This is a genomic window from Sphingomonas sp. Ell38C01 (assembly GCF_055231975.1).
In genome coordinates this window covers 1,736,189-1,761,787 of sequence record NZ_JBUYVA010000001.1, presented here as the reverse complement: position 1 = coordinate 1,761,787, position 25,599 = coordinate 1,736,189, and the positions used below count along the sequence as shown (strand labels likewise).

Sequence of the window (25,599 nt, the reverse complement as noted above, 5' to 3'; positions counted from 1 at the left end):
GATCGCCCGCCGTTACCGCGCGATCGGGGGGAGCGCTACCGCGAACCGCCCGGGATCGATCGACATCAGCGTGGCACGCTGTCCTGTTCGTCACCCCGGACCTGTTCCGGGGTCCACCGCGCTGCCAACGATGCCGGTCGCGACGGTATCGACATCGATCGTGGAAAGGTGGACCCCGGAACAGGTCCGGGGTGACGGGTTTGGCAGGTGTCGTGGGCCTTACTGGCTTTCGATCGTGCGGATGATGCCCGAGAAGTCCTCGCCGCCATGCCCGGCCTCGGCGAACGCCTCGTACACCTGCCGCGCGGTCGCCGCGACCGGCAGGTCGACACCGACCTGCCCTGCCGCCTCGATCGCCAGCCGCATGTCCTTCAGCATCAGCGCGCCCGCGAACCCGCCCTGGTAATCGCGATCGGCAGGCGTCTCCGGCCCGACGCCCGACACCGGACAATAGCTCGTCATCGACCAGCTCTGCCCCGACGACACGCTCGCGATATCGAAGAACGCCTGCGCCTCCAGCCCCAGTCTCTCCGCCAGCACGAACGCCTCGCACGTCGCCGCCATCGTCGCACCCAGGATCATGTTGTTGCAGATCTTGGCGGCCTGCCCCGCGCCACTCTCGCCCGCGCGGATCACCGCCTTGCCCATGTCCGCCAGGAACGGCTCCGCGCGATCGAAGCCTTCCGCGCTGCCGCCCACCATGAACGTCAGCGTCCCGGCATTCGCCGCCGCGATCCCGCCCGACACGGGCGCGTCGACCGCCAGCAGCCCCTTCGCGCGCGCCGCCTCCGCCACGCGCTTGGCGGTCGCGACGTCGATCGTCGAACAGTCGATCAGGATCGCGGACGGCGGCGCCTTGCCGAACACGCTATCGGTATAGACGCGCTCGACATGCGTGCCCGCGGGCAGCATCGTGACCACCGCCTCCGCCCCCTCGACCGCCTCCGCCGCGGACGAAACCGTCAGGCACCCCGCCGCCCTGGCGCGCTCCAGCGCGTCCGGGGACAGGTCGAACGCGCGGACGTCGTGCCCCTTCCTTGCCAGGTTCGCGGCCATCCCGCCGCCCATGTTGCCCAGCCCGATGAACGCGACGCGTGCCATACGATCCTCTCCAATTTGCTCGCCCCGAAGGCTGGGGTCTTTTGCGACTCGAAACCCCGCCTTCGCCGCGGTGACGAGATCACTTATGTCCCCGTCCACACCCCGGCGCGCTTCTCGACGAACGCCGCCATGCCCTCGCCCTGGTCCGCGGTGCCGAACAGCGCGTGGAACAGCCGCCGTTCGAACTGGACGCCCATCGCCAGCCCGGTCTCGAACGCGGCGTTGACCATCTCCTTGTTCGCCTTCACCGCCAGCGGCGCCATCGCCGCGATCGTGGCGGCGGTCTTCACCGCCTCCTCGACCAGCGCGCCCGCGGGCACGATGCGCGAGACGAGCCCCGCACGCTCGGCTTCGGCAGCGTCCATCATCCGCCCGGTCAGGCACATCTCCATCGCCTTGGCCTTGCCGACCGCGCGCGTCAGCCGCTGCGATCCGCCCATGCCGGGGGACACCGCCAGCTTGATCTCGGGCTGCCCGAACTTCGCGCTGTCCGCCGCCAGGATAAAGTCGCACATCATCGCCAGCTCGCACCCGCCGCCCAGCGCATAGCCCGAAACCGCCGCGATCACCGGTTTCCGCGTCGCGGTGAACCGGTCATACCCTGCGAAGAAGTCGCTGCCATACATGTCGGCGAAGCCCTGCGACGCCATCTCCTTGATGTCCGCGCCCGCCGCGAACGCCTTCGCGCTCCCGGTCAGCACAGCGCACCCCTGCGACGCGTCCGCATCGAACGCCGCGAACGCCGCGAGCAGGTCGGCCAGCACCTGGCTGTTGAGCGCATTGAGCGCCTGCGGCCGGTTGAGCGTGACCAGCGTCACCGCACCGCGCTGCTCGACGAGGATAGTTTCATAGTGGGCCACGGAATCGTCTCTCCTTTTCATCGGTGCGGCGTCCACGCCTCGTCGTCCGCCAGCGGCGCGAAGATCTGGTCGATCACGTGATCGCTCACTCCGTCGGGGGTCGCGGGATCCCAGCGCGGCGCATTGTCCTTGTCGACGATCACCGCACGCACGCCTTCGAGGAAGTCGTGCCGCTGCACCACCCGTGCGCCGACCGCATATTCCTGCCGCATCTCGTCCTCGAACGTCGGCATCGCCCTGCCGTCGAGCAGTAGCTTGAGCGACACCTTCATCGTTTGCGGCGACTTGGTCTTCAGCGTCGCCAGCGTCGCTTTCGCGAAGTCGCCGTCATCCGCCTCAAGCGCGGCGAACACCTCTTCCAGCTTGTCCGACGCGAACAACCGGTCGATCGCCGCCCGATGCGCAAGGATCGCGGCGTCGCCCGGCTCGCCCGCCATCGCGTCGAGCGTTGCCGCCACCTCCTGCGGCGCCACCGCGATCCGGCGCTTGGCCTCCTCCACCGAAGCCGTGGGCACCCAATGCGTCGCCAGCCCGAGCGCCAGGCACTCCGCGCCGTCGAGCCGATGCCCCGTCAGCGCCAGATACTGCCCGACGCGCCCCGGCAGCCGCGAAAGATACCAGCCGCCGCCGACATCGGGGAACAGCCCGATCCCGGTCTCCGGCATCGCGAACTTCGTGTTCTCCGTCGCGACCCGCCAGTCGCACGGCAGCGAGATGCCGACCCCGCCACCCATCGTCACCCCGTCCATGAAGGCGACGGTCGGCTTGGCATAGGTGAACAGCCGGTGGTTCAGCTGGTACTCGACATGGAAGAACGCGCGGGCCGCCGCCCCGTCCGTCGCGCCGCTCTCCGCCAGCATCCGGATGTCCCCGCCCGCGCAGAAACCGCGTCCCTCACCATGATCGATCACGACGACCTCGACCGCCGGGTCGCCCCGCCAAGTCTCCAGCGCGTCGAGCATCGCCGCGCACATCGGCGTCGTCAGCGCATGCAGCGCCTTCGGCCGGTTGAGCCGCAGGCGGCCGACAGGCCCGTCTACCATCGTTATAATCTGGTCCGTCACGCGAAACTCCTTGCACCCCTGCGAAGGCGGGGGCCCAGACTGGATCTCCGCCTTCGCGGAGATACAAATCCTACTGCCGCACCAGATCGCGGCCGATAATCATCCGCATCACCTGGTTCGTTCCCTCCAGGATCGAATGCACGCGCAGGTCGCGCCAGAAACGCTCGATCGGATAGTCGCGCAGATAGCCATAGCCGCCGTGCAACTGGAGCGCGCGATCGACGATGCTCGATCCGTTGTCGGTCGCCAGCCGCTTGGCCATCGCGGAGAAACGCGACTTGTCGGGTGCGTTCGCGGTCACCTTCGCCGCCGCCAGATACAGCAGCGCGCGCGACGCCTCCAGGTCGGTCGCCATGTCCGCCAGCATGAACTGCGTGTTCTGGAACTCCGCGACCGGCTGCCCGAACTGCTGGCGCTCCTTGGTATAGCGGATCGACTCGTCGAGGCACCGCTGCGCGCCGCCGAGCGAACAGGCCCCGATGTTGAGCCGCCCGCCGTCGAGCCCGGCCATCGCGATCTTGAACCCCTCGCCCTCGCCGCCCACAAGATTGGCCGCGGGCACGCGGCAATCCTCGAAAATCACCTGCGCGGTCGGCGACGCATTCCAGCCCAGCTTGCGCTCCGGCGCGCCGAACGACAGCCCGGGCGTGTCCTTCTCGACGACGATCGCGCTGATGCCTTTCGACTTCTCGTCGCCAGTCCGCACCATGCAGACATAGAGGTCGTTATACCCCGCCCCGCTGATGAACTGCTTCGTACCGTTCAGGACGAACTCGTCCCCGTCGCGCCGCGCGGTCGTCTTGAGCGCGGCGGCGTCGGATCCCGATCCCGGCTCGGTCAGGCAATAGCTCGCCAGCGTGTCCATCGACACCAGCGACGGCAGGTAGCGCGCCTTCACGTCCGCGCCGCCGAACCGGTCGATCATCCACGTCGCCATGTTGTGGATCGAGATGTACGCGCTGGTCGCGGGACAGCCATAGGCCATCGCCTCCATGATGAGCGCCGCCTCCAGCCGCCCCAGCGCGATCCCGCCCGATTCCTCCGCGACATAGATCGCGCCGAACCCCAGCTCGCCCGCCGCCTTCCACACGTCGACGGGATAATGCGCCTTTTCGTCCCACTCCGCCGCGAACGGCGTGATCCGGTCCGCGGTGAAGCGGCGCGCCAGCTCCTGGATCTCGCGCTGGTCATCTGTCAGGTCGAACTGGTCGGTCATGGCATCCTCAACGAAAAACGACGGTACGGGCCCCGTTCAGAAGCACGCGCCGCTCCGCGATCCAGCCGACCGCGCGCGCCAGCACCTGCGCCTCGATGTCGCGCCCGATCGCGACGAGATCCTGCGCGCTCGCGCGGTGGTCGACCCGCTCGGCCGCCTGTTCGATGATCGGCCCCTCGTCGAGGTCGGTCGTCACGAAATGCGCGGTCGCGCCGATCAGCTTCACCCCGCGCGCATGCGCCTGGTGATAGGGTTTCGCGCCCTTGAAGCTCGGCAGGAAGCTGTGATGGATGTTGATGCACCGCCCCGCCAGCCGCGCGACCAGCGCAGGGCTCAGCACCTGCATGTAGCGCGCCAGCACCACCAGGTCCGCGCCCGTCGTCTCGACGAGATCGGCGAACGTCGCCTCCTGCACGTCGCGCGTCCCTGCTGTCACCGGCAGGTGGTGGAACGGCACCCCATGCCACTCCGCCAGCGATCGCAGCGTCTCGTGGTTCGACACCACCCCGACCGGCTCGACCGGCAGCGCGCCGATCGACCAGCGGTGGAGCAGGTCGTTCAGGCAGTGCGACGTCTGCGACACCGCGATCAGCACCCGGGGCTTCGCATCCGCGCGCGCCAGCGTCAGCGTCAGCGCGAACCGCGCGGCCACCGGGGCCAGCGCGGCCTCCAGTCCCGCCTCGTCCAGCGCGCACGCAAATGCGACGCGCATGAAGAACCGCCCCGTTTCCAGATCGGCATATTGCTGGCTGTCGAGGATGAACCCGTCCGCCGCCGCCAGCGCGCCCGTCAGCCCCGCGACGATCCCGACGCGGTCGTCGTCGCACGTCAGCGTCAGTACCCAGCGCGGCCACGCGTCGCTCATACCTTGCCCCCCACATCGACCTTCGAACAGCGCGTATAGACCACATCCGGGTACGGCGCCTCGACCCGCGTCAGTGTGCGCCCACCGTCGGACAGGTTCAGATCCCACGACCGACGCTCGGTCTTGCCCTCCCCGGTCTGCTCGACATCGATCGCGATCGTCCCGCGGCCTTCGTCGATCACGGTCGTCACCGCCGCGACGCTTTCGTGGAAGCGCAGCCGCGTCGGCTCGATCACGACCCGCGTCTGCCCGTTCGCGCAATCCGCCGCGCGCACCGCCCACACCCCGGTCAGCCGCTCTGGCAACATCGCGGTGGACGTCGGCGCGGCGGCCGGCGACACCGGCGCGACGCCGACATCCGCCGTCGACGCGTTGACCGCCTCGTCCGCCGCCTGCCGCTCGCAAGCCGCCAAAGACAGCGCTGCGATCAGGATCGCGCCGGGCTTCATCATCCCCCCGCTCACCCCATCGTCGGAATGACGAACGCGTTCGCGCCATCCCCGACGCCACCGTCGGGCCAGCGCTGCGTCACGGTCTTTACCTTGGTCCAGAACTTCACCCCTTCCATGCCGTGCTGGTTGGTATCGCCGAACGCGCTGCGCTTCCAGCCGCCGAAGGTGTGATACGCGACGGGCACCGGAATCGGCACGTTGATCCCCACCATCCCGACATTCACCCGCGCCGCGAACTCGCGCGCGGCATGCCCGTTGCGCGTGAAGATCGCGACGCCGTTGCCGTACTGGTGATCGCCCGGCAGCTTCAGCGCGGTTTCGAAATCGGGCGCGCGGACGATCTGGAGGACGGGTCCGAAGATCTCCTCCTTGTACGCGCTCATATCCGGCGTGACATGGTCGAACAGCGACGGGCCGATGAAGAATCCCTTCTCGTGCCCTTGCAACGCAAAGCCGCGCCCGTCGACGACCAGCTCGGCGCCCTCGTCCACCCCGGTCTGGATCCAGTTTTCGACGCGCTGCTTGTGCGCCGCGTTCACCACCGGCCCGTAATGCGCCTCGCCATCGGTCGACACGCCGACGCGCAGTGCCGCGATCGCCGGGATCAACTTCGCGCGGAGCGCCTCCGCGGTCTTCTCGCCCACCGGCACCACCACCGGCAACGCCATGCAGCGTTCGCCCGCGGAGCCGAACGCCGCGCCCGACAGGTCCGCCACCACCTGGTCGAGATCGGCATCGGGCATTACGATGCCGTGGTTCTTCGCGCCGCCCATGGCCTGCACGCGCTTCCCCGCCTCGACGCCGCGGCGGTAGACGTAATGCGCGATGTCCGACGATCCGACGAAGCTCACCGCGCTGATCGCGGGATGATCGAGGATCGCGTCGACCATCTCCTTGTCGCCATGGACGACCTGCAGGATGCCCTCGGGCAGCCCCGCCTCACGGAACAGCTCGGCCAGCCGCACCGGCACCGACGGGTCGCGCTCGCTCGGCTTCAGGATGAACGCGTTGCCCGTCGTGATCGCGACCCCGCTCATCCACAGCGGGATCATCGCGGGGAAGTTGAACGGGGTGATCCCCGCGCCGATGCCCAGCGGCTGGCGCATCGAATACACGTCGATCCCCGGCCCGGCGCCTTGCGTGTATTCGCCCTTCAGGATGTGCGGGATGCCGCAGCAGAACTCGATCACTTCCAGCCCGCGCTGGATGTCGCCCTTGCTGTCTGCGATCACCTTGCCATGCTCGGAGCTGAGCAGGTGCGCCAGCTCATCCATGTGCGCCTCGACCAGCGCCTTGAACTGGAACATCACCCGCGCGCGCCGCTGCGGGTTGGTCGCCGCCCAGGCCGGCTGCGCCGCCTGCGCCGCCGCCACCGCGCGGTCGAGATCGGCCTGCGTGCCCAGCGTCACCCGCGCCTGCACCTCGCCGCTGTTCGGGTCGAACACGTCGGACATGCGCCCTCCCGCGCCGCCCTGATGCCCCATGATGAGATGGTCGATCGTCCGCATGGCCTGTCCTCTCGTCGCTTTGCGCCGCTGTCCTCCATGGCGACCGGTCGCGCAACCCCTCGACGCGCAGCCTTCACCTGCGATAGTGCAGGTCGATGAACTGGGACGACCTGCGTATCTTCCTCACCGTCGCGCGCCACGGCCTCGTCGCCACCGCCGCGCGTGAAGTCGGGCTTGACCCCACCACCGTCAGCCGCCGCCTCGAACGGCTGGAGCGCGCGACAGGGCAGGTCCTCCTCGAACGCCAGCGCACCGGCCCGCGCCTGACCGAAGCGGGGCGGCGGATGTTCGAGCGCGCCGCCGCGATCGAAAGCGCCTCCGCCGGGCTGGCCGGTGCGGCGGACGCGGCGCGCGCGGTGCTCCGCGTCTCGACCAGCGAGGGGTTCGGGACGTGGTTCGTCGCGCACCATCTCCACGAATTCGCCGCCGCCAACCCGCGCCTCCAGGTCGATCTCGTCGCCGCCAGCGGCTTCCTGAGCCCGTCGAAGCGTGAGACCGACGTGTCGATCCTCCTCGCCCGCCCCCGCCGCGGCCCGCTCGTCACGCGCAAGCTCAGCGACTATGCGCTCCGCCTCTACGCCGCGCGCGGCCATGCGCCGCTGGTCGAGCGCGCCGAGGACCTGCGCGCGCATCCGCTGGTCGGCTACATCCCCGATCACATCTACGCGCCCGAACTCGACTATCTCGACGAGATCGCACCGGGGCTGGAGCCGACGCTGCGCTCCAGCAGCATCAACGCGCAATACCGGATGATCGCGGCGGGCGCCGGGATCGGCGTCCTCCCCTGCTTCATCGGCGACGCCGATCCGGCGCTGGTCGCGGTGCTGCCCGAGCAGGTCCGCATCCGCCGCGCCTTCTGGCTCTCCGCACACCGCGATACGCGCCGGCTCGCGCATGTCGACCGCTTCGTCGCATGGCTGGTCGAGCTCACCCGCGTCCACCACGCCAAGCTCGACGGCGGCGGCTACCCCCATTCACCGCAGCGCACGATCCCGGCGTAGATAGACGAGGATCGCGTCCCCGTCGCGCGGGCGGCGCATCACCAGGCGGTAGTCGCGCGCCAGCGCCCGGGTCATCACCGCCAGACTGTCGCGGTTCCACTCGGCCAGCGGATGCGCCAGCGTCACCACCACCGGGGGCCGCCCCGCCATGATCCGCGCGACCTCCCCCGCCTCGTCCACCCCCGTCGCCCCCTGCTCCGGCGCATAGGCCAAGGTCGAAGGGAAGGCGTACCGCGTCGGCAGGCACGCATGCGCCAGATGATAGGTGATCGAATCCCCCGCGAACACGTACGGACATTCGCTTCCGCTGTTCCGCTCGACCAGCGCCGCCACCGCCCGCGCCTCCACCCGGTCGTCGCCCCGCAACCCCGCCTTGATCGATCCCGTCGCCAGCGCGGCGACCATCGCAAGCGCGGCCCAGCGCGGGAACGCGGCAAACCCCGGCGCCGCGACGACCGCCAGCGGCGCGACCAGCGCCAGCGCATAATGGTCGAAGAACACCCCCACCGACGCCCATCCCACCAGCGCCGCCCCCAGCCACCCGCCCGCGAGCCACCAGATCGCTCCCTCCCCGTTCGTGCCGAGCCTGTCGAAGCACCGCCCTTCTTCAACCACCCCCGAAGACGCGCGAGCCCGCCACGCCAACACCCCCGAAATCACCAGCGGCGCCAGCTGCGCCCACGTCCCCGCCAGCCGCCCGAAGATCTTCGCCGCCGGATAGCTCCGCCGCAGCGCGATCGACCCGAAATTGGCGAACCAGAACGCCTCGAACACCGCCGCCCCCTTCGCGGCATACACCGCGACCACGACCAGCGTCGGCCCCACCCCCAGCGCGATCCAAAGCGCCCCCGCGCCCGCGATCGCCCCCGGGCCAGCACGCACCCGCCACAACCGGTAGAGATGCGCCGCGCCGAAGAACGCCCCCTCCACCGCCGGAGTATATTTCGTCTGGATCGCCAGCCCCGCCAGCGCACACGCCGCAGCACCGTTGAGAACGATCGCGCGCACCGCCGTCAGTGTGGGCACCCGCAACGTCAGCACCGCCGCCCACGCGACGAACAGGTTGTAGAAGACCGGCGATTGCCCCCCGCGCCCGCTCAACAGCGGCAGCCACAACAGATAGGCGACCCCCGCCGCCACCGCGGCGTTCCGCGTCGCACCGACCAGCCGCGCCCCGCGCTCCACAGCGATCGCGGTCCCGATCGCGAACAGCGTCGCCGTCACCTGGTATGCGACGATGCCGTCCCCCGGCAGCGAGCGGATCGCCGCAAAGATCGCGAACAGCCCGATCGGCTTCCTGTCCCATACATCGACATAGGGGACCGCGCCGCGGAGCATCCGGTCGCCGACCAGCAGATAATATTGCTCGTCGACATGGATCACCGGGTTGCCGAAATCCCACGATCGCAGCGCGAACGCCACGACGACGAGCAGCAAGGCCGCCCCCCACCGGTTCGCCGCCAGCCAGCTCTCCGCGCGCTCGATCGTCCCCCGCATCGACACGCGGATGCCATAGCCGCCGCGATCGCGCCACGATTCTGCGCGAGGGGGCGGATCGGGGCCGGCGGCATCGTCATGCCATCGGATCGGGGATTTGGAAGGCCATGGACGCACTCATCGCGATCGGTCGACGCATCGGCGCTTCGGCAAGCCGCCTCGTCGCGCGCTACGGCGCGCATGCGATCTCCGCGCTGGTGCTGCTCGCCGCGCTCGTCGCGCTGCGCACCACCGACTGGCCGCGCGTGATCGCGATGGTGCCGCGCAGCCCCGCCTTCTGGCTCGTCTTCGCGGTCGCCTACATGGTCCCGCCGCTGTTCGATTGGGCGATCTATCGCCGGATCTGGGGCATGGGCGTCTCCGGCATCATCGCGATGCTGCGCAAGATGGTCGGCAACGAACTCCTGCTCGGCTATCTGGGCGAGGCCTATCTGTTCGCGTGGGCGCGCCGCGCGGGACATGACGGCAAGGGCGCGTTCGGTGCGGTGAAGGACGTCGCGGTCCTGTCCGCGGTTGTTGGCAACACCGCGACGCTGGTCGTGGCGCTCGCCGCGCTGCCGTTCGTCGGGGTGCTCAGCCTCGGCATGCCCGCCTGGTCGATCGCCGCGTCGGTCGCGATCATCGTCGCCCCGCCGATCCTCGCGCTCGCGCTGCGCCGGCGACTGTTCGGCCTGCCCGCGCAGGATCTGCGCCGTATCGCCGCGCTCCACGCCGCCCGCGCGGTCGCGACGATCGGGCTGACCGCGATCCTGTGGCACCTCGCGCTCCCCGCAGTCGCCGCATCGTGGCTGCTCGTGCTGTCCGCGCTCAAGCTCGTCGTCTCGCGCCTCCCGCTCGTCTCGAACCGCGAGCTCGTCTTCGCGGGCATGGTCGCGGTCGTCATCGGGCGCGCGGCGGAGATTTCCGCGCTGATGACGATGATGGCGGTGCTGATGCTAGGCACGCACGTCCTCGTCGGCCTCGCCACCTCGGCGGGCGAGGTGATCCCCGCGATCGCGGGCACGCTCCGTCGACGCCGTCCGCTCCCCGCCTGAGTTTTTCATACAACGATCGGAACTTTCGTCGGCGCCGGGTGTGGGGCGCGCCGTCCGGCGTCGTCATGCGAACGATGGGGTGGGCGACAGGGGCCGTTCGCCGTCCCGCCGAGGGTGCGATCGAAGGGGAAAGCGATCGCGCGTGAACGGCGGGCCGGCGGCGGAATCCACGCACGCCGCCATCGGCTCTCACCACGGATCCCTCGATGCGGCGCCTTCAGGAAGATCGACCCGACCTGCTCGGCGGCGGCGCCAGTTCGCCGCGTACCGCATCCCGCGCCGCAATCGCGCGCCGGTGGAGCGTCCTCGTCCCGTTCTTCAACGAGCGCGAGTTCCTGGTCGCCACGATCGAAACGCTCGCCGCGCAGACCCTGCCCGTCCGCATCATCCTGATCGACAACGCCTCGACCGACGACGGCGCCGCGCTCGCCGTCGCCGCGTGCCGCCGCCTCGGCATCGACTGGACGCTAGTGCAGGAGCGCCGTGCCGGCAAGGTGTCCGCCCTCGCGACCGGGCTCGCGCACGTCGCCACCCCCTATGTCGCGACCTGCGACGCCGACACGCTCTACCCCGCCGACTATCTCGCCGAGGCGCAGGCGGTGCTCGAACGCCCGGGCACCGTCGTCGCCGGCGCGTTCTTCGTCGCGCCCGACGCGTGCGACGACACCCGTGCGAAAGCCGGCGCGAAGATCTGCGCCACCGCGCGCATGCTGCGCGGCCAGTGCCACACCGGTGGCGCGGGCCAGGCGTTCCGCACCGATGCGCTGCGCCGCGCGGGCGGGTTCGACGCCGCGCGCTGGGGCTACGTGCTGGAAGATCACGAGATCATCCACCGCGTCCTGAAACACGGCCGGATGGGCTATGCGCCGACCCTGTGGTGCGCGCCTTCCCCGCGCGAGCGCGACCGCGCCTCCATCCGCTGGACGTTCGCCGAGCGGCTGACCTACGCCGCGCTCGCGCCCGTAGCGGGCGACTGGTTCTTCTACCAATTCCTGGCGCGCCGCCTCGCTGCGCGCCGGCTGGGCAGCGCCGCGATCCGCGAGCGCCAGTTCCAGGACTTCACGGGGGCCACCGGCCTCGAAGGGATGACGGGTGCCGCGGCTTATTCTGTGTGCGGATGATTTCGGATTCTCTGAAGGAACGAGCGAGACGATCGCAGCGCTGGCCGCCGACGGAAAGCTGAACGCCACCGGCTGCATGACCGCGATGCCCGGCTGGCGTCGCGACGCCGCGCTCCTGCGCACGCTGCCAGCGCAAGTCGAGATCGGGCTCCATCTGACGCTGACGCTGGAAACCCCGCTGACGCGGATGCCGACGCTCGCGCCCGACGGCGTGCTGCCGCCGATCGCCGCGCTCCACCGCATGGCGCGCCGCGACGCGCTGCCGCTGCACGAGATCGCCGCCGAGATCGCGGCGCAGCTTTCCGCCTTCGTCGCCGCGCTCGGCCGCCCGCCCGCCTTCGTCGACGCGCACCAGCACGCCCACGCGATCCCCGGCATCCGCGAGATCGTCCTGGCAGAAGTGGCCGCACGTGCGCCCGACGCGTGGATCCGCGTCTGCACCGATCGCCCGCTCGCGATCGCAGCGCGCCCGTTCCGCGGCAAGGCGCTGGCGAGCGCAGTCCACTCGCTCGGCCTCCGCCGCGCCGCCGCGCGGCTCGGGCTGGCGACCAATCACGGGTTCGCCGGGCATTACGGGTTCGCGGGCGACTATGCCGCGATCTTCCCAGCCTTCCTGCGTGCCCCGGGCAGCCGGCACCTCGTGATGTGCCACCCGGGCACCGACGGCGTCCCCGGCGACGCGATCGCCGCGGCACGCCCGGTCGAGGCGGCGGCATTGCGCGCGCTGCCGATCGCTGACATGGCGCGAGCGAAGGGCCTGGCGTTCCCCGCCTGACCAGACAGCATTCGGGATCACGATGACGGACGGCGCGGGATGACGGGGGCAGAGGCGGAAAGCGGATTGAAGGCCGTCTTCCACGCGACCCGCCCCCAATTGCTGCGGCTGCTCGTCGCGCGGCTCGGCAACCCGGCCGAGGCGGAGGATGCTTTGCAGGACCTGTGGCTGCGGATCGACTCGCTCGCGGTCCAGCCGATCGCGCAGCCTGCGGCGTTCCTCTACCGCATGGCCGCCAACCTCGCGACCGACCGGCGGATCGCAAGCCAGCGCCGCGGCGCACGCGAGGCCGCCTGGCTGGACGCACAGCCCCGCGCCGACGACATTCCCGATGCCGAGCGGACACTGATATCGCGCGCGCGCCTCGACACGCTCGAAGCGACGATCCGCGACATGCCGGACCGGATGCGCATCGCGCTGCGCATGTTCCGCTTCGAGGACCAGCCGCAAAAGGCGATCGCCGCCGAACTCGGAATCACCGTCAGCGGCGTCGAGAAATTGCTGAAGCGCGCTTATCGCATAATCCACGCGAGCGTCGCCGATTTCGATGCGGATCGCGCCGCCCCGTGTCGTCTACCCCTTGAGAAGGGAGGATTTGATGACGCCTGACGCCACTGCCGCCATCGATCCCGCGCTTCTTGCGGCCGCGATCGACTGGCATCTGCGGACGCCGACGATGGGCCAGGACGATTGGCAGGGCTTCGTCGCCTGGCTGGAAACGCCGGCGCACGCACACGCCTATGACGTCGTCGTCCTGCAAGACGCCGGGCTCGCCGATGTTCGTCCCGCCTTCGCTGACCCCCTGCCGGTCGCGACATCCGTACCGCCACGCCGGCGCTGGCCGTGGGCGGTCGGCGGCACCGCCGTCGCCGCCGCGCTCGTCGCGGTCGTCGCGCCCGTGCTGATGCCCACTGCCGATACCGGCTACGTCGTCGCGACCCACGCGGGCGAGCGCCGCACGATCCAGCTCGCCGACGCGACCCGGATCGATCTCAACGGCGCGACCACGCTCCGGCTCGACCGCGACGACCCGCGCGTCGCGACGCTGGAGCGCGGCGAGGCCACCTTCCGCGTCCGCCATGACGCCGCCAATCCCTTCACGCTGACGTCGGGCGCGCGCGAAATCCGCGATCTCGGCACCGTGTTCAACGTCGTCCGCGCGGATGCCCGGTTCGAGGTTTCGGTCGCCGAGGGGTCGGTCATGGTCGATCCGCGCACCACCGCGACCACGCTCGCGCCCGGCGATGCGTTCGTGTTGCGCGAGGACACCAACGAAGCGCGCGTCATGCGGGTGGCGCCCGGCGGCGTCGGCGGCTGGCGCGACGATCGGCTTGCCTTCACGGGGACGCCGCTTTCGAGCGTCGCGGCGGCGCTGGAACGGCGCTACGCGGTAAGGATCCGTCTCGACGGCGACTTGTCCGACCGGCCCTTTACCGGCATGGTCGCACTCAGTGGCGCGGCGGAGCGCGACGTGCCGCACATCGCGGCGTTGATCGGGGCGACGTGGCGGCGTGACGGACAGCGGTGGATCCTCGCGCCAGACGCGGTGCGCTGACCGATTGATCCTGCCGCTTGCGGCCATCCTCGTTGCCCTCGCGACACCCGCGCAATCCCAACCCCGCCGCATCGCGATCCCCGCGGCCACGCTCGACGTCGCGCTCGGCAGTCTCGCGCGGCAGAGCGGCGCCGACATCATCAGCACCGAACCCGGCCTGTCGCGGGTCCGCACCCGCCCCGTCCGCGACGCGCGTGGCCCAGCCGACGCGCTGGTCCGCCTCCTCGCCGGCAGCGGCTACCGCGCGGTCGCGATCGACGCGCGCAGCTTCCGCATCGTCCGGGCCGCGCCCCCGGCTCCCCGCATCGTGCGCGCCGCACCTGCGCCCCCGGCCGGCGACATCGTCGTGACCGCGAGCAAGCAGCGTGTCCCGCTGCTGCGCTATCCCGGCAGCGTTACGACGATCGATCCCCACCAATGGCCGGTCGCGATCCCCGTGCCCAACCTCACCGACGTCGCACGCACGACGCCCGTGCTCCAGTCGACCGCGCTCGGCCCCGGCCGAAACAAGATCTTCATCCGGGGCATCGCCGACAGCAGCTTCGCGGGTGCCGCGCAATCGACCGCCAGCGTCTATTTCGGCGACGTCCAGCTGGGCTATTCGGGCGCCGATCCCGCGCTCCGCCTCTACGACATGGCGGGCGTGCAGGTCATGGAAGGGCCGCAGGGCACGCTCTACGGCTCGGGCTCGATCGGCGGCGTGATCCGGCTGCTTCCCAACACGGTCCGGCTCGGCGAGACTGCCGCATCCGTTTCCGGCGGCGCCTCCGCGACGGTGAACGGTGCGCCCGGCCACGACATGGGGGCGATGGTCAACCTGCCGGTCGCGGGCGAACGGCTCGGCCTGCGCCTCGTCGGCTATCACGAGCGCGACGGTGGCTTCGTCGACGACCTCCGGCGGACCTTGCGCGACGTCAACCGGATCGACACCAGCGGCGCGCGGGCCGCACTGCGCTTCGATCCCGGCGGCGGCTGGCGGATCGACGCCACCGCGCTGGCGCAGCATATCGTCGCGCGCGATGCGCCGTATGCGCAGACAAGCGCCGGGCCCCTCGCCCGGCGCAGTGCACTGGCACAGCCGTTCGACAACAGCATCGCGCTTGCCAGCCTGGTCGTCACCCGCGACTGGGGCGACGGCTACCAGCTCGTTTCCGCCACCGGCATCTCGCGCTACCGTGCGGACGACGTTTTCGACGCCACCCCGCCTGCGGGCACCGTCCCGATCGCCTACGCCACGGAGGGCGACAAGCTGTTGCTGTCGCAGGAGGCGCGGCTGTCGCGCTCGCTGGCGGGGGGCACCAGCTGGGTCGCCGGCTTCGCGCTGCTGCGCGATCGCGACGCGCAATCGCGCACGATCGGCACGCCCGCGATGCCCACCGACATCATCGGCGTCACCAACGTCACCAAGAGCGCGTCCGCCTTCGCGGAAGCGACGCTGGCGATCACCCCCGCCTTCGCCGCGACGCTGGGCGCGCGCGGCACGCTCGCGCGCACCGATGGCGAGCCGTCGTTCCGGCCGCGCGGCGCGTTCGTCGAGGGCCGCTCGACCCGCCGCGTCGATCCCACCGCCGCCTTCTCATGGAAGCTCGCCCCGCATGTCGCCGCGTTCGGCCGCTACCAGTCGGGCTATCGCACCGGGGGCGTCGCGGTCGCGCGCGGGGTGGGGCGGGTCGCCGATTTCCGCTCCGATTCGATCCGCATGGGCGAGATCGGCATCCGCACGCTGCGCGCCGGCGAAACCGGGCTGTCTGTTTCCGCGGCGGTCTCGGTCGCGCGGTGGCGCGACATCCAGGCCGATCTCGTCAACCGCTTCGGCGCGCCCTACACCGCCAATATCGGCGACGCGCGGATCGTGACGGTGGAGGGCAATGCGGACTGGATTCCCGTCCCCGGCCTGCGCGCCACCGCCGGGTTTCTCCACACCGACAATCGCGTCACCGGCGCGCTTGCGAACCTGACCATCCCGTCGCGCCGCCGCCTGCCGCAGACTCCGCCCTTAGCCGCCAGGGGCGACGTCGCCTATGACTGGGCGATCGGTCGCGGAATGCGCCTCGACATCGGCGCGTCGCTTGCACGCGTCGGGCGGTCGGTGCTCGGCATCGGCGACGTGCTAGATGTTGCGCAGGGGCGCTACACGACGCTCGGCGCGCGCATCGGCTGGTCGCGCGGGCGCTATGCCGCGACGCTGTCGGGAGAGAATATCACCGACGCGCGCGGCAACATGTTCGCGGGCGGCAACCAGTTCGCGCTGACGGCACGCACTTTGACGACGCCGCTGCGTCCGCTGACCGTCCGCCTCGGCGGCAGCGTCACCTGGTAAGGCTCATGGGGGCAGCGCGCGCCCACACGTACATCGCCTGGTGCCCCAGCGGCAGCGTCGCGACCGGGCGATACCCGCCACGCGCCAGCCCGCCGCGCATCGCGCGATACGACGCGGCCGAATCCTCGGGCCAATAGGGGTCCGCGAACGCCACCACCGCCGGGCGCGTCGCGAAGATGCGGCGGATCTCCTCCACCTGGTCCACCCCGATTGCGCCCGCCTCGCGCCGGATCTGGAGGTGCGAAGGCAACACGTAGCGCGTCGGCGCCACGCGCCCCGTCATCGGATACAGCATCGCGCTGCCCGAAAACACATAGAGCGATCCGTCATCACCGCGGCCGATGGCATCGACGATCGCCGCGAACTGCGCGGGCGTCCCGCGACTTCGCCGCTCACCCACGAGGATCGCCTGCCCCGCCACGAATACCAGCGCCAGCAACGCCGCGGCGGCGATCCGTCCGCCGCGTCCCGCCGCGAACACCCCGCCCGCGCCAATCGCCGCGGGCAGCATCACCGGCAGCGTGTAATGGTTGAACCACGATCCGAACACGCCGAACCCCGCCAGCGCCATCGCCAGCCAGCCCGCCAGGAACGCGTGCGCCGCGCCCCGCCCGCGCGCGATCCCGGCGGAGGCGATCAGCGCCAGCGGCACGAGGATCATCGCCGCTCCCGCCAGATTGGCCAGCCGCATCGCCAGCGGATCCGCCTGCCGCGCGAGGATCGACAGGAAATTGGCATAGACGAACGCCGTCCCCTCTCCCGCCAAGCCATAGACCGCCGCCGCCACCAGCGTCGGCCCCAGTGCCACCCCCGCCAGCATCGCGCCATACCCGATCACCGCGCCGGCCGATGCCCCGCATCGATGCGCGCGCCACATCAGCCATACGCCGAACCACGCGCCATCGAACACCACCGAGTATTTGATCTGGATCGCGACCCCCACCAGCGCCATCGCCGCCAGCCCCGCACGACGCGACCGCGCCTTGATCGCCAGCAAGGCGGCCAGCGCCATCGGCAGGTTATAGAGCACCGGCGCCTGCCCGCCCTGCCCGTCCGCCAGGTTCAGCAAAAGGATGTAGAATGCACCCGCAGCGGGCGCACCCGGTGACCACCCGGCGCGCTCGGCGATCCGCGCCGCGACCGCCGCGGTCGCGACCACCGCGGCGAGCGCGATCGCCTGATACGCCCAGACACCCCACCCGACCGACAACGCGCCCGCGGGCAGGTAAAGCAGGAATAGTCCGAGCGGCTTGCGATCCCACACCTCGACATAGGGCCACGCCCCACGCGCCATCATGTGCGCCGCGGTCAGGTAGAATTCCTCGTCGGCATGGACGATCGGATTGCCGAAGGTCAGCGATCGCGCCGCGATCGCGATCAGTGCGAACGCCAACAGGCGGTATACGAGAGGGTGGCGCTGGCGGATCGGCGTCATCGAACCGTCACGATAGGGCGCAGCCCCGACGACGCAAGCACCTGCCCTTCCGAACGAGCGGGCAGCCATCGGCACGAGAGCGGATCGGCGTGATGATCGGCAGGACGGCATCGTCCCGAACGCCCGTCACCTCCGAACCGCAGCGACCTCGTATCCAGCCGCCCGACGATCACCGCGAACGCGAGGTGACGGTGGGACGCCTCATAAGGCTCGGCAACTTGGGTCGGCTCGAAACGCCATCAAGTTGCACGTAATGCAATTACGCTTTCGTGTTGCAATATTGCGACAAGGCGTAATTATATCCACATGCGCCCGTGCCGGGCATATCCGGTATGGAGACTATCAATGCGCATGTTCGAAACCGTGTCCAGCACTGCGCTGGTGATCGCGGCCCAGGCGCTGGTGGTGGGCGTTCTCGTCGCCCTCTGAGCGAAAGCTTGAAGCATCGGCCCCCGCCCCTCGCCAGAGGGGCGGCAAGGGCTGGCCTCGATACCGCCTGGCCCTCGCTACCGGGGCGAACGCCGGCTATTCTCCTGCAAACACACCCTTCAGCTTCGCGAAGAAGCCTTGGCTGTCCGGGCATTCGTCGCCCGTCTCGGTCTCGCGGAACATCTCCAGAAGCTCGCGCTGGCGCACGCTCAGCTTCGTCGGCGTCTCGACGTCGATCTGGATGACGAGGTCGCCGCGCCCGCGCCCCTGCAACACCGGCATCCCCGCGCCGCGTTGACGCAGCTGCTTGCCCGACTGGATGCCCGCGGGGATCCGCACCTCGGTCGTCGTGCCGTCCAGTCCGGGGATCGACAACGATCCGCCCAGCGCCGCGGTGGTGAAGCTGATCGGCGCGCGCGCGAACAGCGACGTGCCCTCGCGCTCGAAGATCGCGTGCCGTTTGACATGCAGGAAGATGTAGAGGTCGCCCGACGGCGCACCGCGCGGCCCCGCCTCGCCCTCGCCGGTCAGCCGCACCCGCGTACCCTCATCGACACCCGGCGGCACGTTGACGCTCAGCGTCTTGGTCTTTTCCACGCGCCCGTCGCCACCGCAGTCGCGGCAGGGATCGTCGATCACCTCGCCCGCGCCCTGGCAGGCCGGGCAGGCGCGCTCGACCACGAAGAAGCCCTGCTGCGCGCGGACCTTGCCGTGCCCGTTGCACGTCTTGCAGGTATGTGCGCGCGTCCCCGCCTTCGCGCCGGTGCCGTCGCAGGTGTCGCACAGCGCGGACACGTCGATCGTGATCTCGGTCGCCTTGCCGTGGAAGGCCTCCTCCAGCGTGATCTCCATGTCGTACCGCAGGTCCGCCCCGCGCCGGACCTGCCGTCCGCCGCCCTGGCCGCTGCGCCCGCCCATGAATTCGCCGAAGACGCTTTCGAAGATGTCGGAAAAGCCGCCGAAATCCTGCGCGCCGCCGCCCCCGCCCGGCCCACCGTTGCGGAACGCCGCATGCCCGAACCGGTCGTACGCCGCGCGCTTCTGCGGATCCTTCAGGCAGTCATACGCCTCGCTGACCGCCTTGAACTTCGATTCGCTGTCCTTGCACCCCGCATTCTTGTCGGGATGATACTTCATCGCGAGCTTGCGATAGGACGACTTGATCGTCCCCGCATCCGCGGTCCGCTCGCATTCGAGCAGTTCGTAATAATCGATCTCGGTGCTCATGCCCGCCCCCTACGCCTTTCACCCGTCACCCCCGCGAAACCGGGGGTCCATCTCCCGACCGTCGCACCTGGGCCGCGGTCGGGGAGATGGATCCCCGCCTGCGCGGGGATGACGGGAAAGGTCATAGTTTTACGCCTTGTGGTTGTCGTCGACTTCCGAGAACTCGGCATCGACCACGTCTTCCTTCGGCGCTTCCGAAGCATCGCCGCTCGAAGGCCCACCAGCACTCTGGGCTTCCTCGGCCTGCTGCTTCTCGTAGATCGCCTGGCCCAGCTTCATCGCGACCTGCGCCAGCGCCTGCGCCTTCTCGTTCATCGCCTCGACGTCGCCGCCCTCGACCGCGGCCTTGGTCGCGTCGATCGCGGCCTGGATCTCGGTCTTCAGCGCCTCGTCGACCTTGTCGCCATTGTCCGCCAGCTGGCGCTCGGTGGTGTGGACCAGGCTCTCGGCGTTGTTCTTCGCCTCGGCGCCCGCACGACGCTTCTTGTCCTCTTCCGCGAACTGCTCGGCATCGCGGACCATCTGGTCGATGTCGCTGTCCGACAGGCCGCCCGAGGCCTGGATACGGATCTGCTGCTCCTTGCCCGTGCCCTTGTCCTTGGCGCTGACGTTGACGAGGCCGTTCGCGTCGATGTCGAACGTCACCTCGATCTGCGGCACGCCGCGCGGCGCCGGCGGGATGCCGACCAGGTCGAACTGGCCTAGCAGCTTGTTGTCCGCCGCCATCTCGCGCTCGCCCTGGAACACGCGGATCGTCACCGCGCCCTGGTTGTCGTCCGCGGTCGAATAGGTCTGCGCCTTCTTCGTCGGGATCGTCGTGTTGCGGTCGATCATCCGCGTGAACACGCCACCCAGCGTCTCGATGCCCAGCGACAGCGGGGTCACGTCGAGCAGCAGCACGTCCTTGACGTCGCCCTGCAACACGCCCGCCTGGATCGCGGCGCCCATCGCGACGACCTCGTCGGGGTTGACGCCGGTGTGCGGCTCCTTGCCGAAGAACGCCTTCACCGCCTCGCGCACCTTGGGCATACGCGTCATGCCGCCCACCAGCACGACTTCGCTGATCTCGTCCGCCTTCACGCCCGCATCCGCCAGCGCCTTCTTCATCGGCTCGATCGTACGCTTGATGAGGTCGTCGACCAGCTTCTCCAGATCGGTGCGCGTGATCGTCTTGACGAGATGCTTCGGCCCGTTCTGGTCCGCGGTGATGAACGGCAGGTTCACCTCGGTCGATGCTGCCGACGACAGCTCGATCTTGGCCTTCTCCGCGGCTTCCTTCAGCCGCTGGAGCGCCAGCTTGTCCTTGGCGAGGTCGATCCCCTCGTCCTTCTTGAAGCTGTCCGCCAGGAACTGGACGATCTTGTTGTCGAAGTCCTCGCCGCCCAGGAAGGTGTCGCCGTTGGTCGCCTTCACCTCGAACACGCCGTCGCCGATCTCGAGGATCGAGACGTCGAACGTGCCGCCGCCGAGGTCATAGACCGCGATCGTCTTGCCGTCCTGCTTCTCCAGCCCATAGGCGAGCGCCGCCGCGGTCGGCTCGTTGATGATGCGCAGCACTTCCAGCCCTGCGATCTGACCCGCGTCCTTGGTCGCCTGCCGCTGCGCGTCGTTGAAATACGCCGGTACGGTGATGACCGCCTGCGTCACCGTCTCGCCGAGATACGACTCCGCGGTCTCCTTCATCTTCTGGAGCGTGAAGGCGCTGATCTGCGACGGCGAATAATCCTTGCCGCCCGCCGAAACCCACGCGTCGCCGTTCGGCCCGCGCGCGATCTTGTACGGGACCAGCTCGGTGTCCTTCTTGGTGATCGGGTCGTCGAAGCGGCGGCCGATCAGGCGCTTCACCGCGAAGATCGTGTTGTCGCCGTTCGTCACCGCCTGGCGCTTGGCCGGCTGGCCGACCAGCCGCTCGCCGTCCTTGGCGAAGGCGACGATCGACGGCGTGGTGCGCGCGCCTTCCGCATTCTCGATGACCTTGGGCTTGCCGCCTTCCATCACGGAGACGCAGCTGTTGGTCGTACCCAGATCGATGCCGATAACTTTTGCCATGAGTGCTCTTCTAGCCCCTGCCGATAGTAAAACCGTATCGCGGCCGCGCCCCGTTCCGGCGACGCGAACCGCATCTGCTTGGCCGGATATAGGAGGGGTTCGCCTTGCCGCAAGACGGTCGCACGCATAGGGTCGATGACGGTTCCATAAGGTGTACCGTGCAGGGAAAGATCGAGAACGTGCGCAAGTCCTTGGCCATCGCCGCCGTCCTGTGCTCCCTCGCAGGATGCGCGAAGGAGCCCGCGCGCACCGCACGCGACGGCTGGGTCCGCCTCGCCGCCGTCCCCGGCCGCCCGGCTGCGGGCTACGTCACGCTCTACGGCGGGCCGCAGGATGCGACGCTGGTCGCCGTCTCCACCAACGTCGCGGTCCGCACCGAGATGCACGAGAGCATGCGCGCGCAGAACGGCATGATGACGATGGACGCGATCCCCTCGGTCCGCATCCCCGCCAACACCGACGTCGCCTTCGTGCCCGGCGGCAGGCACCTGATGCTGTTCGGTGTCAACCCGATCACGAAGCCCGGCGGGCGCGTCACCTTCACGCTCACCTTCTCCGACGGCCTGCGCATCGAGGCGCCCGCCCGCGTCGTCGCCGCCGGCGATCCCGCGCCGGAGTTCTAGGGCGGGATGTCTCCTCGCCTGCTCACCCACCGTTCGTTTCGAGCGATCCCCCATCTCCGCTCGAAACGAACGGCTTGAGCGGGATATCAGGTACAGTGTCCGAAGACCGCCCCCTCACCCCCGGAGAGATCGCGCTGGCCCGCAGCGTCTACGGCGATGCGATCGACTATGCCCCGGTCCGCGTGCGCAACCGCAAATGGGCGTTCTTCCAGCCGCGCGACACCGTGATGGCGCCCACCGGCTCGCTCCACTTCCATCCGAAGGGCGCGCTCTACCGCGACGACTTCACCACCGCCCCGCTCGACGCGCAGGGGCTGTTCGTCCACGAGATGTGCCACGTCTGGCAGCACCAGCGCGGCGTGTACCTCCCGCTGGCGAGGCACCCGTTCTGCCGCTACCACTATAGCGTAAAGCCCGGCTGGACGCTCAAACGCTACGGCATCGAGCAACAGGCCGAAATCGTCCGCCACGCCTTCCTGCTGCGCGCCGGAGCGACGGTGCCCGGCGCGCCGGATATGGCGGTATACGAGGGCATCCTGCCCTTCGGTCAGAACCAGCTACGAACCTGATCGTCGAAGCCGAAATACGCCACAGCCCAGTCGTTCTGGAGATGCACCAGTTCGAACTCCCACCGCGTGACCATCTTGGCCTGCCGCACCAGATAATATTGCCGAATTGCGCTCGACCCGAGCGGCTTGCTCTCGATAAGCTCATAGGACGTGATAGGGCCATAGGCCTGGATCGCCCCTGTGATCTGCGTCCGCATGTTCTGCACTTCGAGAGTCTTGTTCTGCCAAAGCGGTGACGATGCCAGCAGGGACTCTACGACGCCCTCTGTTTTTCCGGCCTTCAAGGCGTCGAGAAAGCGGGCGGTAACGGCATCGGCAGCAGGAACGCGGACCATGGCCGGCTCAGTTGCAACGGCGTTGGCCGGAGCAGTGGCTCCCGCCAAGGCGATACCTGCCAGCGCCCACTTCAACATCGTCACATCTCCCTCACCGCATCAGCACCAGCTCTTCCGCCATCGACGGATGCAGCGCCACCGTCTGGTCAAACTGGTCCTTCGTCAACCCCGCCTTCACTGCGACCGCCGCCGCCTGCAGGATCTCGGGCACGTCGGGCCCGATCATGTGCAGCCCGACGACGCGCCCCGTCTCGCCATCGCACACCATCTTGTACAGCGCGCGCTCGTCGCGCCCCGCCAGCACGTTCTTCATCGGCCGGAAGTCGGACGAATAGACGCGCACCGATCCCAGCTTCTGCTTGGCCTCGCTCTCCGTCATTCCCACGCCCGCCAGCGGTGGATGGCTGAACACCGCCGAGGGGATGCAGTCGTAATCGACCTTCGTCGGCTTGCCCCCAAACACCGTGTCCGCGAACGCCTGCCCCTCGCGGATCGCGACCGGGGTCAGCTGCACCCGGTTGGTCACGTCACCGACCGCATAGATGCTGTCGCAGGTCGAGCGGTTGTCGTCGTCCACCACGATCGCGCCCTTCTCGTCCAGTTCGACGCCCGCGCTCTCCAGCCCCAGCCCCTTCGTGTTCGGCACGCGCCCCGTCGCGAACATCACCATGTCGACCGTCACCGGCTCGTGGTTCGACATCCTGACGGTCAGGCACCCGTCCTCGCTTTTGTCGATCCCCTCGAACGCGGCGTCGAACTTGAACTCCAGCCCCTTCATCATGCTGATCTGGAGCAGCCGGTCGCGGATCGACAGATCGTACCCACGCAGGATCTCCTTCGTCCGGTTCATCAGGATCACGTGCGCGCCGAGCTGGTGGAAGATCCCCGCGAACTCGTTGGCGATATAGCCAGCGCCCGCGATCAGCACCCGCCTGGGGATCGCGTCGAGATGGAACGCCTCGTTCGAGGTGATGCCGTGTTCGGATCCCGGGCATTGCGGCACCAGCGGCTCCGCCCCCACCGCGACGAGGATCGTCTTCGCGGTCACCTCGCGCCCGTCGGACAACCTGAGCGAATGCGCCCCCGTCACCTCGGCGCGCGCATGGATGATGTCGACGCCGTGGCTCTCCAGCGTCTGCGTATACGCGCCGTTGATCCGGTCGACCTCCGCCAGCACGTTGTCGCGCAGCGTGATCCAGTCGAATTCGCACGCATCGGGCACCTGCCACCCGAACTTCTTCGCGTCGCGCAGATCCTCCGCGAAATGCGCGCCATAGACGAGCAGCTTCTTGGGCACGCACCCCCGGATCACGCAGGTCCCGCCGACTCGGTATTCCTCCGCCACCGCCACCTTCGCGCCGTGTGCCGCCGCGACCCGCGACGCCCGCGTGCCACCCGAGCCCGCACCGATGACGAACAGGTCGTAGTCATAGTCGGACATTCAGGTCACTTTCGGGAAAGGGTTGGGAGCATGTCGAGCGCGGACCGCAAGCCCAGATGCTCGACGAAGGGGTCGAAATCGCGATCGCTGTAGAGCAAAGGCAAACCATCGAGGATGCACCGGGTTGCGATCAACGTGTCGATCGTCTTGCGAACCGTGATCCCGCGGTCGCGCAGCGTGCGATAATTGCGCGCGGCTTCGACGGCGACTCTGGGGTCGCCGATCACGATCGGATCGAAAGTCGACAGCAGTTCCAGCGCGGTGCCGAACGCGCGTTCGCTCCGCGCTTCCTGAAGAACCTCGGCGAGAACCAGATCGCCGACCGCCAGCCGCTCCTTCGCCGCGGCAAGCTGACGGACCGCCATCGTGTGCAAAGTCCGCCGTGCGTGCAGGAAGTCGATCCACACGCTGCTGTCGACAAGGATCAGCCCCATTCGATCGGTCGCTCGGTCCGCATCGCGTCCAGATCGCCGTCCCAGCCAAGCCCCCAAAGGCCGTCCAGCGCCTTCTGCTGCCGTCGCACGCGCACGGCATCAAGCAGCGCCCGTTCGACCGCCTCACGCTTAGTCGTCACGCCAAGCGCCTCCATGGCCTCCGCCATCAGCCAATCATCGATCTCGATATTCGTCCGCATGTGTACCGCTCCGTCGAACGATACACATAGCGTTTGTCATCGATCGATGCCAGTCACCGCTCCCCCGCCCGTCGCATCGGCATCGCATCGATCGTCGCGCGCAACCGCTCTGCACTCAGCGGCCGATCGGCGCGCAGCTTGTCGCCGCCGTCCTTGCCGACCAGCACCACCGCGAACCGGCCAACGGGCAGCCGATGCGCCCGCCGCAGCGACAGGGCGGTGTCGGTCGCGCCGGTCACCCGGTCGCCGATCACGTCGACCACGACCAGGTCCCGATCCGCCCCCTCCTCGCGCCACGCCTCGATGATGCGGCGCTGAGCCGCCAGCGCAGGATCGGATCCGGTCTGCGCCGACACGATCAGCACCCGCCGTTCCCATTTCATCTGCGCGACCGTCGTCGGCGTGGCGAGCAGGAGAGGAAGGGCGAGCGCGGAGGGAAGGATCGACATGATTCCCCAACGCGCCCGCCGTCGTCCGGCTCCCGCGCC

General features: G+C 69.3%; 25 protein-coding genes. 9 read left to right on the top strand and 16 right to left on the bottom strand.

The features are described from left to right. Positions 1 to 219: 219 nt before the first annotated feature. The 7 genes from mmsB to ACV7NO_RS08220 form a co-directional block, all read right to left on the bottom strand. Positions 220 to 1,101: a 3-hydroxyisobutyrate dehydrogenase gene (gene mmsB / locus ACV7NO_RS08250; RefSeq protein ID WP_463405521.1), complete on the bottom strand. Its 882-nt coding sequence runs from the start codon at positions 1,099 to 1,101 to the stop codon at positions 220 to 222. 83 nt (positions 1,102 to 1,184) lie between these two features. Further along, the gene (locus tag ACV7NO_RS08245; RefSeq protein WP_463405520.1) at positions 1,185 to 1,982 is read right to left on the bottom strand and encodes an enoyl-CoA hydratase; all 798 of its coding nucleotides are present in this window, start codon (positions 1,980 to 1,982) and stop codon (positions 1,185 to 1,187) included. Beyond that, positions 1,979 to 3,025, bottom strand: coding sequence for an enoyl-CoA hydratase/isomerase family protein (locus ACV7NO_RS08240; protein WP_463405519.1), 1,047 nt, complete (start codon positions 3,023 to 3,025; stop codon positions 1,979 to 1,981). Before ACV7NO_RS08240 ends, ACV7NO_RS08245 begins: the two co-directional genes overlap by 4 nt. Before the next feature lie 70 nt (positions 3,026 to 3,095). Continuing rightward, a complete protein-coding gene (locus tag ACV7NO_RS08235; RefSeq protein ID WP_463405518.1) occupies positions 3,096 to 4,241 on the bottom strand; it encodes an acyl-CoA dehydrogenase family protein in 1,146 nt (381 codons plus the stop codon). A gap of 7 nt (positions 4,242 to 4,248) precedes the next feature. Then, positions 4,249 to 5,106, bottom strand: a complete 858-nt coding sequence (gene purU / locus ACV7NO_RS08230) for a formyltetrahydrofolate deformylase (protein ID WP_463405517.1) — start codon at positions 5,104 to 5,106, stop codon at positions 4,249 to 4,251. Further along, complete coding sequence (locus ACV7NO_RS08225; protein ID WP_463405516.1) at positions 5,103 to 5,558, bottom strand: hypothetical protein; 456 nt, start codon at positions 5,556 to 5,558, stop codon at positions 5,103 to 5,105. The genes purU and ACV7NO_RS08225 overlap by 4 nt, the downstream gene beginning before the upstream one ends. An 8-nt stretch (positions 5,559 to 5,566) precedes the next feature. Further along, positions 5,567 to 7,066, bottom strand: a complete 1,500-nt coding sequence (locus ACV7NO_RS08220) for a CoA-acylating methylmalonate-semialdehyde dehydrogenase (RefSeq protein ID WP_463405515.1) — start codon at positions 7,064 to 7,066, stop codon at positions 5,567 to 5,569. A 95-nt stretch (positions 7,067 to 7,161) separates the two neighbouring features. On the opposite strand from ACV7NO_RS08220, the gene ACV7NO_RS08215 reads away from it, so the two are divergent. Then, on the top strand, positions 7,162 to 8,067 hold the full coding sequence (locus tag ACV7NO_RS08215) for a LysR family transcriptional regulator (RefSeq protein WP_463405514.1): 906 nt from the start codon (positions 7,162 to 7,164) through the stop codon (positions 8,065 to 8,067). Here the strand turns inward: ACV7NO_RS08215 and ACV7NO_RS08210 are convergent. Next, a complete protein-coding gene (locus ACV7NO_RS08210; protein ID WP_463405513.1) occupies positions 8,041 to 9,681 on the bottom strand; it encodes a hypothetical protein in 1,641 nt (546 codons plus the stop codon). The two genes, ACV7NO_RS08215 and ACV7NO_RS08210, sit on opposite strands and share 27 nt — an antisense overlap. Between ACV7NO_RS08210 and ACV7NO_RS08205 the strand changes: the two genes are divergently transcribed. The 6 genes from ACV7NO_RS08205 to ACV7NO_RS08180 all read left to right on the top strand — a co-directional run bounded on the left by ACV7NO_RS08205 (position 9,672) and on the right by ACV7NO_RS08180 (position 16,369). Then, positions 9,672 to 10,598: a hypothetical protein gene (locus tag ACV7NO_RS08205; protein WP_463405512.1), complete on the top strand. Its 927-nt coding sequence runs from the start codon at positions 9,672 to 9,674 to the stop codon at positions 10,596 to 10,598. The genes ACV7NO_RS08210 and ACV7NO_RS08205 overlap by 10 nt on opposite strands. Before the next feature lie 206 nt (positions 10,599 to 10,804). Further along, on the top strand, positions 10,805 to 11,719 hold the full coding sequence (locus ACV7NO_RS08200; protein ID WP_463405511.1) for a glycosyltransferase family 2 protein: 915 nt from the start codon (positions 10,805 to 10,807) through the stop codon (positions 11,717 to 11,719). Continuing rightward, entirely contained in the window at positions 11,691 to 12,494 is an 804-nt protein-coding gene (locus ACV7NO_RS08195) for a ChbG/HpnK family deacetylase (protein ID WP_463405510.1), read from the top strand. Before ACV7NO_RS08200 ends, ACV7NO_RS08195 begins: the two co-directional genes overlap by 29 nt. Positions 12,495 to 12,533: 39 nt before the next feature. Then, positions 12,534 to 13,103: an RNA polymerase sigma factor gene (locus tag ACV7NO_RS08190; RefSeq protein WP_463405509.1), complete on the top strand. Its 570-nt coding sequence runs from the start codon at positions 12,534 to 12,536 to the stop codon at positions 13,101 to 13,103. Then, positions 13,093 to 14,049 carry a FecR family protein gene (locus tag ACV7NO_RS08185; protein ID WP_463405508.1) on the top strand — a complete coding sequence of 319 codons (957 nt, stop codon included), beginning with the start codon at positions 13,093 to 13,095 and terminating at the stop codon, positions 14,047 to 14,049. The genes ACV7NO_RS08190 and ACV7NO_RS08185 overlap by 11 nt, the downstream gene beginning before the upstream one ends. A gap of 4 nt (positions 14,050 to 14,053) precedes the next feature. After that, entirely contained in the window at positions 14,054 to 16,369 is a 2,316-nt protein-coding gene (locus tag ACV7NO_RS08180) for a TonB-dependent receptor (protein ID WP_463405507.1), read from the top strand. On the opposite strand, the gene ACV7NO_RS08175 is transcribed toward ACV7NO_RS08180, so the two are convergent. From ACV7NO_RS08175 to dnaK, 3 genes are all read right to left on the bottom strand, one after another. Beyond that, positions 16,359 to 17,804 (bottom strand): hypothetical protein, encoded by a 1,446-nt coding sequence (locus ACV7NO_RS08175; RefSeq protein WP_463405506.1) that lies wholly within the window; start codon positions 17,802 to 17,804, stop codon positions 16,359 to 16,361. The two genes, ACV7NO_RS08180 and ACV7NO_RS08175, sit on opposite strands and share 11 nt — an antisense overlap. A 525-nt stretch (positions 17,805 to 18,329) precedes the next feature. Further along, a complete protein-coding gene (gene dnaJ, locus ACV7NO_RS08170; protein ID WP_463405505.1) occupies positions 18,330 to 19,460 on the bottom strand; it encodes a molecular chaperone DnaJ in 1,131 nt (376 codons plus the stop codon). Positions 19,461 to 19,589: 129 nt separating this feature from the next. Then, complete coding sequence (gene dnaK, locus ACV7NO_RS08165) at positions 19,590 to 21,509, bottom strand: molecular chaperone DnaK (RefSeq protein WP_463405504.1); 1,920 nt, start codon at positions 21,507 to 21,509, stop codon at positions 19,590 to 19,592. A gap of 191 nt (positions 21,510 to 21,700) precedes the next feature. On the opposite strand from dnaK, the gene ACV7NO_RS08160 reads away from it, so the two are divergent. After that, complete coding sequence (locus ACV7NO_RS08160; protein ID WP_463405503.1) at positions 21,701 to 22,132, top strand: copper chaperone PCu(A)C; 432 nt, start codon at positions 21,701 to 21,703, stop codon at positions 22,130 to 22,132. Between the two features lie 95 nt (positions 22,133 to 22,227). Next, the gene (locus ACV7NO_RS08155) at positions 22,228 to 22,701 is read left to right on the top strand and encodes a vgr related protein (RefSeq protein WP_463405502.1); all 474 of its coding nucleotides are present in this window, start codon (positions 22,228 to 22,230) and stop codon (positions 22,699 to 22,701) included. Here the strand turns inward: ACV7NO_RS08155 and ACV7NO_RS08150 are convergent. From ACV7NO_RS08150 to ACV7NO_RS08130, 5 genes are read right to left on the bottom strand one after another with little or no spacing between them, the layout of a single operon-like run. Beyond that, positions 22,680 to 23,114, bottom strand: a complete 435-nt coding sequence (locus tag ACV7NO_RS08150; RefSeq protein ID WP_463405501.1) for a hypothetical protein — start codon at positions 23,112 to 23,114, stop codon at positions 22,680 to 22,682. The two genes, ACV7NO_RS08155 and ACV7NO_RS08150, sit on opposite strands and share 22 nt — an antisense overlap. A gap of 13 nt (positions 23,115 to 23,127) precedes the next feature. Next, complete coding sequence (gorA, locus tag ACV7NO_RS08145; RefSeq protein WP_463405500.1) at positions 23,128 to 24,477, bottom strand: glutathione-disulfide reductase; 1,350 nt, start codon at positions 24,475 to 24,477, stop codon at positions 23,128 to 23,130. A 5-nt stretch (positions 24,478 to 24,482) separates the two neighbouring features. Next, positions 24,483 to 24,911, bottom strand: coding sequence for a type II toxin-antitoxin system VapC family toxin (gene vapC / locus ACV7NO_RS08140; protein WP_463405499.1), 429 nt, complete (start codon positions 24,909 to 24,911; stop codon positions 24,483 to 24,485). After that, positions 24,902 to 25,111, bottom strand: coding sequence for a type II toxin-antitoxin system VapB family antitoxin (locus ACV7NO_RS08135; RefSeq protein WP_463405498.1), 210 nt, complete (start codon positions 25,109 to 25,111; stop codon positions 24,902 to 24,904). The genes vapC and ACV7NO_RS08135 overlap by 10 nt, the downstream gene beginning before the upstream one ends. A 53-nt stretch (positions 25,112 to 25,164) precedes the next feature. After that, complete coding sequence (locus tag ACV7NO_RS08130; RefSeq protein ID WP_463405497.1) at positions 25,165 to 25,560, bottom strand: DUF4174 domain-containing protein; 396 nt, start codon at positions 25,558 to 25,560, stop codon at positions 25,165 to 25,167. Between the last annotated feature and the right edge of the window lie 39 nt (positions 25,561 to 25,599).

What these genes read in the sequence shown, in the direction of transcription:
- mmsB (WP_463405521.1), bottom strand. Translation starts at nt 1,101, where the DNA reads ATGGCACGCGTCGCGTTCATCGGGCTGGGCAACATGGGCGGCGGGATG.
- ACV7NO_RS08245 (WP_463405520.1), bottom strand. Translation starts at nt 1,982, where the DNA reads ATGAAAAGGAGAGACGATTCCGTGGCCCACTATGAAACTATCCTCGTC.
- ACV7NO_RS08235 (WP_463405518.1), bottom strand. Translation starts at nt 4,241, where the DNA reads ATGACCGACCAGTTCGACCTGACAGATGACCAGCGCGAGATCCAGGAG.
- purU (WP_463405517.1), bottom strand. Translation starts at nt 5,106, where the DNA reads ATGAGCGACGCGTGGCCGCGCTGGGTACTGACGCTGACGTGCGACGAC.
- ACV7NO_RS08225 (WP_463405516.1), bottom strand. Translation starts at nt 5,558, where the DNA reads ATGATGAAGCCCGGCGCGATCCTGATCGCAGCGCTGTCTTTGGCGGCT.
- ACV7NO_RS08220 (WP_463405515.1), bottom strand. Translation starts at nt 7,066, where the DNA reads ATGCGGACGATCGACCATCTCATCATGGGGCATCAGGGCGGCGCGGGA.
- ACV7NO_RS08215 (WP_463405514.1), top strand. Translation starts at nt 7,162, where the DNA reads ATGAACTGGGACGACCTGCGTATCTTCCTCACCGTCGCGCGCCACGGC.
- ACV7NO_RS08205 (WP_463405512.1), top strand. Translation starts at nt 9,672, where the DNA reads ATGGACGCACTCATCGCGATCGGTCGACGCATCGGCGCTTCGGCAAGC.
- ACV7NO_RS08200 (WP_463405511.1), top strand. Translation starts at nt 10,805, where the DNA reads ATGCGGCGCCTTCAGGAAGATCGACCCGACCTGCTCGGCGGCGGCGCC.
- ACV7NO_RS08190 (WP_463405509.1), top strand. Translation starts at nt 12,534, where the DNA reads ATGACGGGGGCAGAGGCGGAAAGCGGATTGAAGGCCGTCTTCCACGCG.
- ACV7NO_RS08185 (WP_463405508.1), top strand. Translation starts at nt 13,093, where the DNA reads ATGACGCCTGACGCCACTGCCGCCATCGATCCCGCGCTTCTTGCGGCC.
- ACV7NO_RS08175 (WP_463405506.1), bottom strand. Translation starts at nt 17,804, where the DNA reads ATGACGCCGATCCGCCAGCGCCACCCTCTCGTATACCGCCTGTTGGCG.
- dnaJ (WP_463405505.1), bottom strand. Translation starts at nt 19,460, where the DNA reads ATGAGCACCGAGATCGATTATTACGAACTGCTCGAATGCGAGCGGACC.
- dnaK (WP_463405504.1), bottom strand. Translation starts at nt 21,509, where the DNA reads ATGGCAAAAGTTATCGGCATCGATCTGGGTACGACCAACAGCTGCGTC.
- ACV7NO_RS08150 (WP_463405501.1), bottom strand. Translation starts at nt 23,114, where the DNA reads ATGTTGAAGTGGGCGCTGGCAGGTATCGCCTTGGCGGGAGCCACTGCT.
- gorA (WP_463405500.1), bottom strand. Translation starts at nt 24,477, where the DNA reads ATGTCCGACTATGACTACGACCTGTTCGTCATCGGTGCGGGCTCGGGT.
- vapC (WP_463405499.1), bottom strand. Translation starts at nt 24,911, where the DNA reads ATGGGGCTGATCCTTGTCGACAGCAGCGTGTGGATCGACTTCCTGCAC.
- ACV7NO_RS08135 (WP_463405498.1), bottom strand. Translation starts at nt 25,111, where the DNA reads ATGCGGACGAATATCGAGATCGATGATTGGCTGATGGCGGAGGCCATG.
- ACV7NO_RS08130 (WP_463405497.1), bottom strand. Translation starts at nt 25,560, where the DNA reads ATGTCGATCCTTCCCTCCGCGCTCGCCCTTCCTCTCCTGCTCGCCACG.